11 protein-coding genes are annotated in these 13044 nt (G+C 55.9%); 10 read left to right on the top strand and 1 reads right to left on the bottom strand.

Annotated elements, in window-relative coordinates; translation table 11 throughout:
• Positions 1-5: 5 nt before the first annotated feature.
• Complete coding sequence (locus tag AC6I7J_RS06440; RefSeq protein ID WP_021509208.1) at positions 6-1223, bottom strand: pyridoxal phosphate-dependent aminotransferase; 1218 nt, start codon at positions 1221-1223, stop codon at positions 6-8.
• A gap of 965 nt (positions 1224-2188) precedes the next feature.
• Between AC6I7J_RS06440 and lrhA the strand changes: the two genes are divergently transcribed.
• The 10 genes from lrhA (at position 2189) to nuoI (ending at position 13038) form a co-directional block, all read left to right on the top strand.
• Positions 2189-3112, top strand: a complete 924-nt coding sequence (gene lrhA / locus AC6I7J_RS06445; RefSeq protein WP_021509211.1) for a transcriptional regulator LrhA — start codon at positions 2189-2191, stop codon at positions 3110-3112.
• Between the two features lie 103 nt (positions 3113-3215).
• The gene (locus tag AC6I7J_RS06450) at positions 3216-3461 is read left to right on the top strand and encodes a hypothetical protein (RefSeq protein ID WP_498007011.1); all 246 of its coding nucleotides are present in this window, start codon (positions 3216-3218) and stop codon (positions 3459-3461) included.
• Positions 3462-3772: 311 nt separating this feature from the next.
• Complete coding sequence (locus AC6I7J_RS06455) at positions 3773-4216, top strand: NADH-quinone oxidoreductase subunit A (protein ID WP_021509213.1); 444 nt, start codon at positions 3773-3775, stop codon at positions 4214-4216.
• Between the two features lie 15 nt (positions 4217-4231).
• Positions 4232-4909: a NuoB/complex I 20 kDa subunit family protein gene (locus tag AC6I7J_RS06460; RefSeq protein WP_021509214.1), complete on the top strand. Its 678-nt coding sequence runs from the start codon at positions 4232-4234 to the stop codon at positions 4907-4909.
• A gap of 116 nt (positions 4910-5025) precedes the next feature.
• Entirely contained in the window at positions 5026-6825 is a 1800-nt protein-coding gene (nuoC, locus tag AC6I7J_RS06465) for an NADH-quinone oxidoreductase subunit C/D (protein WP_031280036.1), read from the top strand.
• 2 nt (positions 6826-6827) lie between these two features.
• Complete coding sequence (gene nuoE / locus AC6I7J_RS06470; RefSeq protein ID WP_394521571.1) at positions 6828-7343, top strand: NADH-quinone oxidoreductase subunit NuoE; 516 nt, start codon at positions 6828-6830, stop codon at positions 7341-7343.
• Positions 7344-7345: 2 nt separating this feature from the next.
• Positions 7346-8686 carry an NADH-quinone oxidoreductase subunit NuoF gene (nuoF, locus tag AC6I7J_RS06475; protein WP_325969452.1) on the top strand — a complete coding sequence of 447 codons (1341 nt, stop codon included), beginning with the start codon at positions 7346-7348 and terminating at the stop codon, positions 8684-8686.
• Between the two features lie 100 nt (positions 8687-8786).
• On the top strand, positions 8787-11510 hold the full coding sequence (nuoG, locus tag AC6I7J_RS06480) for an NADH-quinone oxidoreductase subunit NuoG (RefSeq protein ID WP_498007012.1): 2724 nt from the start codon (positions 8787-8789) through the stop codon (positions 11508-11510).
• Positions 11507-12484 carry an NADH-quinone oxidoreductase subunit NuoH gene (gene nuoH, locus AC6I7J_RS06485; RefSeq protein ID WP_021509219.1) on the top strand — a complete coding sequence of 326 codons (978 nt, stop codon included), beginning with the start codon at positions 11507-11509 and terminating at the stop codon, positions 12482-12484. Before nuoG ends, nuoH begins: the two co-directional genes overlap by 4 nt.
• An 11-nt stretch (positions 12485-12495) precedes the next feature.
• Positions 12496-13038: an NADH-quinone oxidoreductase subunit NuoI gene (gene nuoI / locus AC6I7J_RS06490; RefSeq protein WP_021509220.1), complete on the top strand. Its 543-nt coding sequence runs from the start codon at positions 12496-12498 to the stop codon at positions 13036-13038.
• Positions 13039-13044: the final 6 nt, after the last annotated feature.

Raw genomic sequence — 13044 nt, forward strand, 5'->3', positions numbered from 1 at the left:
ACAGATTACTGGCGATAGCCTTGCAGGAAGCGACCAAACTTGTTGATGGCCATCTCGAGGTCGTCCACGCGCGGCAGGGTAACGATGCGCACGTGATCCGGCCACGGCCAGTTAAAGGCGGTGCCCTGCACCAGCAGTACTTTTTCCTGCAGCAGGAAATCCAGCACCATTTTCTGGTCGTCCATGATGTTGAATTTCTTCGCATCAATGCGCGGGAACATATAGAGCGCGCCCTGCGGCTTCACGCAGCTGACGCCGGGAATATCGTTGATCAGTTCCCAGGCGCGCTGGCGCTGCTCAAACAGCCGTCCACCCGGCGCGATAAACTCGCTGATGCTCTGATAGCCGCCCAGCGCAGTCTGAATGGCATGCTGCGCCGGCACGTTAGCGCACAGACGCATTGAAGCCAGCATCTCCAGACCTTCGATATAGCCTTTGGCGTGCTTCTTCGGTCCGTTCAGCACCATCCAGCCCTGGCGGAAACCCGCCACGCGGTAGGTTTTGGACAGCCCATTGAAGGTCACGGTCAGCAGGTCCGGTGCCAGCGCGGCAATCGAATGATGCTGGGCTTCGTCATACAGAATCTTGTCGTAGATCTCGTCGGCGAAGATGATCAGGTTATGCTGGCGGGCGATCTCCACGATCTCCAGCAGCAGCTCTTTGCTGTACACCGCACCGGTGGGGTTGTTGGGGTTGATGATCACGATTCCGCGGGTACGCGGCGTGATTTTGCTGCGGATATCATCCAGATCCGGGAACCAGCCCGCGGATTCGTCGCACAGATAGTGCACCGCTTTGCCGCTCGACAGCGAAACCGCCGCTGTCCACAGCGGATAATCTGGCGCGGGCACCAGCATCTCATCGCCGCTGTTCAGCAGCGCCTGCATTGCCTGCACGATCAGTTCAGACACACCGTTGCCAATATAGATATCTTCTACCGTAACGTCGCGCATGTCGCGCGCCTGGTAGTGCTGCATGATGGCTTTACGTGCTGAATAGAGACCTTTCGAGTCGCAATAGCCTTGCGCGCTCGGTAGGTTACGAATCACGTCTACCAGGATTTCATCAGGGGCTTCAAAACCAAACGGGGCAGGGTTGCCGATGTTGAGTTTGAGAACTTTGTTGCCTTCTTCTTCGAGACGTTTAGCTTCTTTCAGTACCGGGCCACGAATGTCGTAACAGACATTTTCCAGCTTGCCGGATTTATCAATTTGAAAATTCATCGTTACCGCCTTAATGGGCAGAGTCCTTTTAACCTGCCACTAAAATCAAACCTGCTCAATTTACTCCTCTCACCGTAACAAAAGAAGGGCAGCGCTGGGTTTTGGCGCGATAGCCAGGCTTTGCCGGATTCAGTGGCGCGAAACGCATTTTTAACTATTAAAACTGGTTTAATTATCTATTAAAATGGCAGGAGCCAACATTAAATGCTTGCGCTGATCGGGTCGCCTGTAAACCGGGATATCCAGCCGCGCGCCGCGCCATTCAGCAATTTTTCATTTAACTGCGGTCTGAGGAATGGTTAGCGACTTGATGAAATAGTTAAAGGAATCTTGTTAGATGCCGAAAAAATGTGCAGCAATGATTAAGCACTATCTGGCATGAGGCGATGACGATGGTTATTTGCTTTGCGAAGCGGTTGAAACCAGGCCCCGTCAGCCGGGGATAAAACCGCGTGGCAGCGGCTTAAATAGCATTTACGCTGTCACTTTAACGCTTATCATTCAGTTTAAGAACCAGGCGGGTTAAAAAATCAGCAGCGTTGTGGCAGGATGTGCCGGAAATGGCTTTTGGTCAAAAATTACGATGTTTTGAACAAAAACATTTCCATTTATAGCGTAAAAATGATTAAGTATAATTTATTATTTGATGCACTTTATCGCTTCGCATCAGCATAACAAGATGTTATTCCTTTTTGCCCCGCAGGACAGTTTGGCGGGAAACCAGGCAACTACACAGCTTCCAGCAACGTTCTACTGACGTCCCTGGCCCAGGAAGTTGTTCTGACTTTTACGACGCCATTGCCCGTTTTGCGGTGATGTGTTCGTCGGCATCCGCCTGACTCGATTTTTTCATGAGCGCCTTCACACAGGGCGATCATTAAGCACCATTACCACTTATCTCTTTGATAAGTATGGTAATACACCAGGGTAGTAGTTTCAAAAAATCTTATAAGTGAAGAAATAACATGACTAATGCAAATCGTCCGATACTGAATCTCGACCTCGATCTGCTGCGTACTTTTGTCGCCGTTGCTGACCTGAATACCTTTGCAGCCGCCGCTGCAGCAGTATGCAGAACGCAATCAGCCGTAAGCCAGCAGATGCAACGTCTGGAACAATTGGTAGGTAAAGAGCTGTTTGCCAGACATGGACGTAACAAATTGCTGACTGAGCATGGCATTCAGCTGCTTGGCTACGCCAGGAAGATCCTGCGTTTCAACGATGAAGCCTGCACTTCTTTAATGTACAGCAATATCCAGGGCGTGCTGACGATTGGCGCGTCTGACGATACCTCTGATACTATTCTGCCGTTTCTGCTTAACCGCGTAACGTCAGTGTATCCGAAACTGGCAATCGACGTCCGCGTGAAGCGTAATCCGTTTATGATGGAGATGCTGAACCAGGGCGAAGTGGATCTGGTGGTGACCACCTCCAGTCCGGGTAACTTCACCTACCAGGTGCTGCGCACCTCGCCAACGCTGTGGTACTGCGCGGCAGATTACATTTTCCAGCGCGGTGAAGCCATTCCGCTGGTGCTGCTGGATGAGCCAAGCCCGTACCGTGACATGGCGATCGATCATCTCAACGAAGCGGGTATCCCGTGGCGTATCTCCTACGTGGCTTCCACGCTGGCGGCGGTACGTGCGGCGGTAAAAGCGGGGCTGGGTGTCACCGCGCGTCCGGTTGAAATGATGAGCCCGGAGCTGCGCGTGATGGGGGCGGCAGAAGGCCTGCCGGTGCTGCCGGATACGCAATATCTGCTGTGCCGTAATCCGGACAGCGATAATGAGCTGGCACTGGCCATCTTCAACGCGATGCAATCCACTAACGATCCTTACAATCTGAGCGCGAATCCGGACGGTACGCTGCTGCTGGATGATGAAGAGTAAGGTTGACCGTTACTGGTAATCCGTCACAACCGGCATGCCAGATAATTGTTAAAAGTTAGAGAAAAGAGCCTTAGCCTGATGAAAATCAGCTAAGGCTTTTTTTATGGCGGTTATTTCCGCTTTTTTAGCACGATTAGCACCTGATAATTTCACTAACTTCCTGAAAAGTGAAATGTGTTTCGTTTTCATCCTGCGCGGAATTTATTTATCATTTCGTGCCAACTTTATCTCCGTCTTTCGTCAGACCGCCTGCCGGTTTTTCCAGCAAAAAACGTCAATATGTGTTCTGGATCAAAAAAATACCCCCGATAAGGGGGGGGAAATCCGCGCAAGACCTGTCAAACTATGATTGTTAAATGCACGATCCATGCATGTGAATACCCGCTACACTGAAATTAACCGTACAAACTGAAGCGATTTAGCTGGCGCTCAGGGGTGCATATGTTAATAATATGATGCGGGTGTAAATTAATGTTTGGATACTTTTGTCAAAGTTGACAAAAGGTTATAGAAAGGAGTAAAAAACCCCATAAAATTGCTGCTTAATTGATAAAGACAGCAAAGTTTATAAGGTTTTTTATCCTTCCCTTGAATCGATGTGGTGTGTTTGCTGCGACAGTGCAGGATGCCATCGCCACTTTTGATGAGTAAGCAAAGAGTATGTCAACAACCACAGAAGTCATCGCTCATCACTGGGCGTTTATTGTTTTCATTGTTATCGCGTTTGGCCTGTGTGCCTTTATGTTAACCGGTGGCTGGTTGTTAGGTGGACGTGCACGCGCGCGCCACAAAGACACGCCGTTTGAATCCGGTATCGAATCCGTCGGTGATACCCATATCCGCCTCTCGGCAAAATTCTATCTGGTTGCGATGTTTTTCGTCATTTTCGACGTCGAAGCCCTCTATCTATACGCATGGTCGACCTCCATTCGCGAAAGCGGCTGGGTCGGCTTTGTCGAAGCCGCAATTTTCATTTTGGTGCTCCTGGCAGGCCTGGTTTATCTGGTGCGCATCGGTGCGCTGGATTGGGCGCCTGCGCGTCGTCGCGTAGTCGTCAAATCGAGCCCGGTCAGCCACAGTCACACCAACCCTCATAAGCAGTAAAAGCGAGGCAATAAGATGGACTACACGCTGACACGCGTAGACCCGAACGGGGGCGATAACGACCGTTATCCCCTGCAGAAACAGGAGATTGTTACCGATCCTCTGGAGCAGCACGTTCATCGCAGCGTCTATATGGGCAAGCTCGAGCACGCCCTGCATGACATGGTGAACTGGGGTCGTAAAAACTCTCTCTGGCCGTATAACTTCGGCCTTTCCTGTTGCTACGTGGAAATGACCACGTCATTCACCGCAGTACATGATGTGGCGCGTTTCGGTGCGGAAGTAATGCGCGCCTCGCCACGTCAGGCTGACTTTATGGTGATCGCCGGTACGCCGTTTACCAAAATGGCGCCGGTGATTCAGCGTTTGTATGATCAGATGCTGGAACCAAAATGGGTGATTTCGATGGGGGCCTGCGCCAATTCCGGCGGCATGTATGACATCTATTCGGTGGTGCAGGGTGTGGATAAATTCCTGCCGGTTGATGTGTATATCCCGGGTTGTCCGCCACGTCCGGAAGCTTACATGCAGGCGCTGCTGCTGCTGCGTGAGTCCATCGGCAAAGAACGTCGTCCACTCTCGTGGGTGGTTGGCGATCAGGGCGTGTATCGCGCCAATATGCAGTCTGAGCGTGAAAGAAAGCGCGGTGAGCGTATTGCCGTCACCAACCTGAGAACCCCAGACGAAGTTTAAGCACCCCGTACACGGATGGAGCCACGGCCGCAGCAGATAATGACAACGTAGTGTGTGCCGCCATCCTGACGCCTTCTTTTGAGTGCCTGATTACAGGCCGGAATGGTGAGTAACGTATGACAGATTTAACCACGCAAGATCTCGCTCAGCCTGCATGGCAAACCCGGGATCACCTGGATGATCCGGTGATCGGCGAGCTGCGTAACCGTTTTGGGCCGGATGCCTTTACCGTTCAGGCCACCCGCACCGGCATTCCGGTCGTCTGGGTGAAGCGTGAACAGCTACTGGAAATCATTGAATTCCTGCGTAAGCTGCCGAAGCCGTACGTCATGCTCTATGACCTGCACGGTTTCGATGAGCGTTTACGTACCCACCGCGCCGGTCTGCCCGCCGCGGATTTTTCCGTTTTCTATCACCTGCTGTCGATTGAACGCAACCGCGACATCATGCTCAAGGTGGCGCTGTCTGAAAACGATCTGAATGTGCCCACCATCACCAAAATTTTCGCCAACGCCAACTGGTACGAGCGCGAAACCTGGGAGATGTTTGGTATCACCTTCAACGGCCACCCGCACCTGACGCGCATCATGATGCCGCAGACCTGGGAAGGGCACCCGCTGCGTAAAGACTACCCGGCGCGCGCCACCGAGTTCGATCCTTTCACGCTGACTAAGCAGAAAGAAGATCTGGAGATGGAGTCACTAACCTTTAAGCCGGAAGACTGGGGCATGAAGCGTGGCACCACCAATGAGGACTTTATGTTCCTCAACCTCGGTCCGAACCACCCTTCAGCGCACGGTGCGTTCCGCATCATTCTGCAGCTGGATGGCGAAGAGATCGTCGACTGCGTTCCGGACGTGGGTTACCACCATCGCGGCGCGGAGAAGATGGGCGAGCGTCAGTCCTGGCACAGCTATATTCCGTATACCGACCGTATCGAGTACCTCGGCGGTTGCGTAAACGAAATGCCTTACGTGCTGGCGGTGGAAAAGCTGGCAGGCATCACCGTACCGGATCGCGTGAATGTAATTCGCGTGATGCTGTCAGAGCTGTTCCGTATCAACAGCCACCTGCTGTACATCTCCACCTTTATTCAGGACGTCGGTGCCATGACGCCGGTGTTCTTTGCCTTTACCGACCGTCAGAAAATTTATGACGTGGTGGAAGCGATCACCGGTTTCCGTATGCACCCGGCGTGGTTCCGCATCGGCGGTGTGGCGCACGATCTGCCGAAAGGCTGGGAACGTCTGCTGCGCGAGTTCCTCGACTGGATGCCGAAGCGTCTGAAAGAGTACGACAAAGCTGCGCTGCGCAACACCGTGCTGATGGGCCGTTCGCAGGGCGTGGCCGCTTATAACATGGACGAAGCGCTAGCGTGGGGCACCACCGGTGCCGGTCTGCGCGCCACCGGTCTGGACTTCGACGTGCGTAAATGGCGTCCCTACTCCGGCTATGAAAACTTCGACTTTGAGGTGCCGGTCGGCGCGGGCATCAGCGACGCTTACACCCGCGTGCAGCTGAAGATGGAAGAGATGTGGCAGTCGCTGCGTATCCTGGAGCAGTGCCTGAAAAACATGCCGGAGGGTCCGTTCAAGGCCGATCATCCGCTGACCACGCCGCCACCGAAAGAGCGCACGCTGCAGCACATTGAAACCCTGATCACCCACTTCCTGCAGGTTTCGTGGGGCCCGGTAATGCCGGCCAACGAATCGTTCCAGATGATTGAAGCGACGAAAGGGATCAACAGCTACTACCTGACCAGCGATGGCAGCACCATGAGCTACCGCACCCGCGTGCGTACGCCAAGCTTCCCGCATCTGCAGCAGATCCCTTCGGTGATCCGCGGCAGCCTGGTATCCGACCTGATCGTGTACCTCGGTAGTATCGATTTTGTTATGTCAGACGTGGACCGCTAATTATGCACGATCAAAAAATTGCCATTCAAACCATCGACCCGAATGAGGTCTTTGTGCTGAGCGAGGCCGAGCACCACGCTATTGAGCATGAGAAACATCACTACGAAGATGCGCGCGCAGCCTCAATTGAAGCGCTGAAGATCGTGCAGAAGCAGCGCGGCTGGGTGCCGGACGGCGCGATTAACGCGATTGCTGAGGTGCTGGGCATCCCGGCCAGCGACGTGGAAGGCGTGGCGACGTTTTATAGCCAGATTTACCGTACGCCGGTTGGCCGCCATGTGATCCGCTATTGCGACAGCGTAGTGTGCCACATCACCGGTTACCAGGGCATTCAGGCGGCGCTGGAGCAGAACCTGAACATCAAGCCGGGACAAACCACGCCGGATGGCCGCTTTACGCTGCTGCCAACCTGCTGCCTCGGCAACTGTGACAAAGGCCCGACCATGATGGTGGATGAAGACACGCACGTTCATCTGACGCCGGAAGGCATCGCTAACCTGCTGGAGCAGTATCAATGACCATTAAACAGATCATTCGTACTGCGGAAACGCATCCGCTGACCTGGCGTCTGCGCGACGACAAACAGCCGGTGTGGTTTGATGAATACCGCAATAAAAACGGCTACGTTGGCGCGGATAAAGCGCTGAAGGGCATGAGCCAGGACGAGATCGTCGCCGCGGTGAAGGATTCCGGCCTGAAAGGGCGCGGCGGTGCGGGCTTCAGCACCGGCCTGAAATGGAGCCTGATGCCCAAAGATGAATCCATGAACATCCGTTACCTGCTGTGTAACGCCGATGAGATGGAACCTGGCACTTATAAAGACCGCCTGCTGATGGAGCAGTTGCCGCACCAGCTGGTGGAAGGCATGCTGATCAGTGCGTTTGCGCTGAAAGCCTACCGTGGCTACATCTTCCTGCGCGGTGAATACATCGAAGCCGCGGAAAACCTGCGTCGTGCCATTGCCGAAGCTACTGCCGCGGGCTATCTCGGCAAAAACATTCTTGGTACCGGCTTCGATTTCGAGCTGTTTGTTCACACCGGTGCGGGCCGCTATATCTGTGGCGAAGAGACCGCGCTGATCAACTCGCTGGAAGGGCGCCGCGCTAACCCGCGTTCCAAGCCGCCGTTCCCGGCCAGTGCCGGCGTCTGGGGCAAACCGACCTGCGTCAACAACGTTGAGACGCTGTCCAACGTGCCGGCGATCTTCCTGAATGGCGTGGAGTGGTACAAAAACATCTCCAGCAGCGAAGACACTGGCACCAAGATGATGGGCTTCTCCGGCCGGGTGAAAAATCCGGGCGTGTGGGAGCTGCCGTTTGGCACCACCGCACGCGAAATCCTTGAGGATTATGCCGGCGGTATGCGCGATGGCCTCAAGTTCAAAGCCTGGCAGCCGGGCGGAGCCGGTACCGACTTCCTGACCGAGCAGCACCTCGACCTGCCGATGGAATTTGCCAGCATCGGCAAAGCCGGCAGCCGTCTGGGTACCGCGCTGGCGATGGCGGTCGACCACGAAATCAATATGGTGTCGCTGGTACGCAACCTCGAAGAGTTCTTTGCGCGCGAGTCGTGCGGCTGGTGTACGCCGTGCCGTGATGGTCTGCCATGGAGCGTGAAGATCCTGCGTGCGCTGGAGCAGAAAAAAGGCCAGCCGGGGGATATCGAAACCCTGCTGCAGCTGTGCCGCCAGCTCGGTCCGGGCAAGACGTTCTGCGCCCACGCACCGGGTGCCGTTGAGCCACTGCAGAGCGCGATTAAATATTTCCGTGACGAGTTTGAAGCTGGCATTGCGCCGCAGGTGTTTGGCAATACCCGCGCCATTGGCGGGATTCAGCCTAACCTGCTGAAAGCGCGCTGGTAAGCCGCCGTCGTACACGGAATCGCCCGGGCCTGAGGCTGCGGGGCAGGAATTAGATGTTTAACGCTCGTCTGCGGACGAGCCTTACGGAAGCATGTTCACTATGGCTACAATCCATGTAGACGGTAAAGAATATGATGTGAACGGAGCGGACAACCTGCTGCAGGCGTGTCTGTCTCTGGGCCTTGATATTCCTTATTTTTGCTGGCATCCGGCGCTGGGAAGCGTGGGAGCCTGCCGCCAGTGCGCGGTGAAGCAATTCCAGAATGCCGAAGATACCCGTGGTCGCCTCGTCATGTCCTGCATGACGCCTGCGTCTGACGGCACCTTTATCTCCATCGACGATGGCGAAGCGAAAGAGTTTCGTGAAAGCGTGGTGGAGTGGCTGATGACCAACCACCCGCACGACTGTCCGGTGTGCGAAGAGGGCGGTAACTGTCACCTGCAGGATATGACGGTAATGACGGGACACAGCTTCCGTCGCTACCGTTTTACCAAGCGTACCCATCAGAATCAGGATCTCGGGCCGTTTATCTCGCATGAGATGAACCGCTGTATCGCCTGTTACCGCTGCGTGCGCTACTACAAAGATTACGCCGATGGCAAAGATCTTGGCGTGTACGGCGCGCATGACAACGTCTACTTTGGCCGTCCGGAAGATGGCACGCTGGAGAGCGAATTCTCCGGTAACCTGGTAGAAATCTGCCCGACCGGCGTGTTCACCGATAAAACCCACTCTGAACGCTATAACCGTAAGTGGGATATGCAGTTTGCGCCCAGCATCTGCCAGCAGTGCAGCGTAGGTTGTAACACCAGCCCGGGCGAGCGCTATGGCGAGCTGCGTCGTATCGAAAACCGCTACAACGGATCGGTGAACCACTACTTCCTGTGCGACCGTGGCCGTTTCGGCTATGGCTACGTAAACCGTAAAGATCGTCCGCGTCATCCGGAACAGCTGCGCGGTAGCGACCGCATCACGCTGAACGCAGAGCAGGCGGTTAATGCCGCCGCGGATATCCTGCGTCAGGCGAAGAAGGTGATCGGTATCGGTTCGCCACGCGCCAGTATCGAAAGCAACTTCGCGCTGCGCGAACTGGTGGGCGCAGAAAACTTCTCAACCGGTATGCCGGCAGCTGAGCAGGCGCGGGTTGAGCTGATGCTGAAAGTGCTGCAGCAGGGCGGCATCTACACGCCATCGCTGCGTGAAATTGAAAGCTATGACGCCGTGCTGGTGCTGGGTGAAGACCTGACTCAGGTTGGTGCCCGCGTGGCGCTGTCGGTGCGTCAGGCCGTTAAAGGCAAAGCACGCGAAATGGCCGCCGCTCAGAAAGTTGCGGACTGGCAGATCGCCGCCATCCTCAACATTGGTCAGCACGCCAAACATCCGCTGTTTGTCACTAACGTTGATGAAACCCGTCTCGATGATATTGCCGCGTGGAGCTATCGCGCACCGGTGGAAGATCAGGCACGCCTGGGCTTCGCCATCGCGCACGCGCTGGATGACAGCGCACCGGCGGTTAGCGACTTTGACAGCAGCCTGAACGGCAAGCTGGACGTGGTGGTACAGGCGCTGGCCGGCGCGAAAAAACCGCTGATCATTTCCGGCACCCACTCGGGCAGCACGGCAATGATTGAAGCGGCAGCCAACGTGGCTAAAGCGCTGAAAGCGCGCGGTGCTGACGTCGGTATTACCTTCCTCGCCGGTGCCGCCAACAGCTTCGGTCTCGGCCTGATGGGCGGCCAGTCGCTGGACAGCGCGCTGGAGCAGCTGGACAAAGGCGAAGCGGAAGCGCTGGTGGTGCTGGAGAACGATCTCTACCGTCACGCACCGAAAGCCACCGTCGATGCAGCACTGCATAACACCGCGCACGTGATCGTGGTTGATCATCAACGCACCGCCACGCTGGAGAAAGCCGGTCTGGTGCTATCCACCGCCAGCTTTGCCGAGAGCGACGGCACCTCCATCAACCATGAAGGTCGCGCCCAGCGCTTCTTCCAGGTTTACGATCCGGCCTACTACGACGATAGCGTGGTGATGCTGGAGAGCTGGCGCTGGCTGCATTCGCTGCACAGTGCCGTCGAGAGCCGCCAGATTGACTGGACGCAGCTCGATCACGTGATTGATGCCGCGATTGTGGCGCTGCCACAGCTGAAAGGGATTAAGGATGCGGCGCCGGACGCCAGCTTCCGTATTCGTGGCCAGAAACTGGCGCGTTCACCGCATCGTGCCAGTGGCCGTACCGCTGCGCGCGCCAACATCAGCGTGCACGAACCGCGTCAGCCGCAGGATAAAGACACCATGTTTGCCTTCTCCATGGAAGGTAACAACCAGCCGTCGGCACCGCGTTCGCAGATTCCTTTTGCCTGGGCACCAGGCTGGAACTCACCGCAGGCGTGGAACAAGTTCCAGGCGGAAGTGGGCGGTAAACTGCGTCATGGCGATCCAGGCGTGCGGCTGTTCGAAGCCAGCGAAAGTGCACTGGACTGGTTCAGCCAGGTTCCGGCACGCTTCGTGGGCGGCAGCCAGTATCGCGTGGCACCTTACTATCGGCTGTTTGGTAGTGAAGAGATGACTCAGCGCTCGCCAACCTTCCAGAAACGCATGGCGCCGGCCACGCTGGTGATCAACCCGGCAGATGCTGAGAAGCTGGGCGTTAATAACGGTGCGTCCGTGGAGCTGGTTTGCGCCGGTGAAACGCTGCGTCTGCCGGTGCGCTTCTCTGCGGCACTGCAGGCGGGGCAGGTGGGTCTGCCGCTCGGCATGCCGGGTGTACCGCCGTTCCTCGCGGGTGCGCAAATTGACAAACTGCAGGAGGCAGCGCAATGAGCTGGCTGACACCGGACGTTATTGACATCATCCTGCAGGTGGTGAAAGCCATTGTCATCCTGCTGGTGGTGGTGGCCTGTGGTGCCTTCATGAGCTTTGCCGAGCGTCGTCTGCTCGGCCTGTGGCAGAACCGTTATGGACCGAACCGTGTAGGCTGGGGCGGCTCGCTGCAGCTGGCGGCGGACATGATCAAAATGTTCTTTAAAGAGGACTGGGTTCCGCCGTTTACCGATCGCTTCATCTTTACCCTGGCACCGGTTATCGCCTTCGTTTCGCTGCTGCTGGCGTTTGCGATTGTGCCGGTTTCGCCGAGCTGGATGGTCACCGACCTGAACATCGGTCTGCTGTTCTTCCTGATGATGGCGGGTCTGGCGGTATACGCCGTACTGTTCGCGGGCTGGTCGAGTAACAACAAATACTCGCTGCTCGGTGCAATGCGTGCCTCCGCGCAGACCCTGAGCTACGAAGTGTTCCTCGGCCTGTCGCTGATGGGCGTGGTGGCGCAGGCGGGTTCCTTTAACCTGAACGCCATCGTTGAGAGCCAGACGCACCTGTGGAACATCATCCCGCAGTTCTTTGGCTTCGTGACCTTCTGTATTGCCGGCGTCGCGGTGTGCCACCGTCATCCGTTTGACCAGCCGGAAGCGGAACAGGAGCTGGCCGACGGTTACCACATCGAATATGCCGGGATGAAGTTCGGCCTGTTCTTTGTCGGTGAGTACGTGGCCATTACTACCGTATCGGCGCTGATCGTCACCCTGTTCTTTGGTGGCTGGCACGGTCCGTTCCTGCCGCCGTTCATCTGGTTCGCCCTGAAAACGGCGTTCTTTATGGTGATGTTTATCCTGATTCGTGCTGCGCTGCCGCGTCCACGCTATGACCAGGTGCTGTCGTTCGGCTGGAAAGTATGTCTGCCGTTGACGTTATTGAACCTGCTGGCCACTGCCGCAGTGATTCTGTACAACGCGCAGTAAGGGGTTTTGAGATGACTTTAAAAGATATTGTCGTTGGCTTCGGCACGACAGTGCGCAGTATCTGGATGATTGGCATGCATGCCTTCGCCAAGCGCGAAACCCAGATGTATCCGGAAGAGCCGGTTTATCTGCCGCCGCGCTACCGTGGCCGTATCGTGCTGACGCGCGATCCGGACGGCGAAGAGCGCTGCGTGGCCTGTAACCTGTGCGCCGTTGCCTGCCCGGTCGGCTGTATTTCGCTGCAGAAAGCGGAGATGCAGGATGGCCGCTGGTATCCGGAATTTTTCCGCATCAACTTCTCGCGCTGCATCTTCTGTGGTTTATGTGAAGAAGCGTGCCCGACCACCGCGATTCAGCTGACGCCGGACTTCGAACTCGGTGAGTTCAAGCGTCAGGATCTGGTGTATGAGAAGGAAGACCTGCTGATTTCCGGCCCGGGTAAATATCCGGAGTACAACTTCTACCGCATGGCAGGTATGGCGATCGACGGTAAAGACAAAGGCGACGCGGAAAACGAAGCCAAACCGATCGACGTTAAAGGCTTATTACCTTAAGGAGCC

Source organism: Type-C symbiont of Plautia stali, from assembly GCF_059730935.1.

Coding starts and splice junctions, on each gene's coding strand:
- AC6I7J_RS06440 (WP_021509208.1), bottom strand. CDS start 1,223: ATGAATTTTCAAATTGATAAATCCGGCAAGCTGGAAAATGTCTGTTAC.
- lrhA (WP_021509211.1), top strand. CDS start 2,189: ATGACTAATGCAAATCGTCCGATACTGAATCTCGACCTCGATCTGCTG.
- AC6I7J_RS06450 (WP_498007011.1), top strand. CDS start 3,216: ATGGCGGTTATTTCCGCTTTTTTAGCACGATTAGCACCTGATAATTTC.
- AC6I7J_RS06455 (WP_021509213.1), top strand. CDS start 3,773: ATGTCAACAACCACAGAAGTCATCGCTCATCACTGGGCGTTTATTGTT.
- AC6I7J_RS06460 (WP_021509214.1), top strand. CDS start 4,232: ATGGACTACACGCTGACACGCGTAGACCCGAACGGGGGCGATAACGAC.
- nuoC (WP_031280036.1), top strand. CDS start 5,026: ATGACAGATTTAACCACGCAAGATCTCGCTCAGCCTGCATGGCAAACC.
- nuoE (WP_394521571.1), top strand. CDS start 6,828: ATGCACGATCAAAAAATTGCCATTCAAACCATCGACCCGAATGAGGTC.
- nuoG (WP_498007012.1), top strand. CDS start 8,787: ATGGCTACAATCCATGTAGACGGTAAAGAATATGATGTGAACGGAGCG.
- nuoH (WP_021509219.1), top strand. CDS start 11,507: ATGAGCTGGCTGACACCGGACGTTATTGACATCATCCTGCAGGTGGTG.
- nuoI (WP_021509220.1), top strand. CDS start 12,496: ATGACTTTAAAAGATATTGTCGTTGGCTTCGGCACGACAGTGCGCAGT.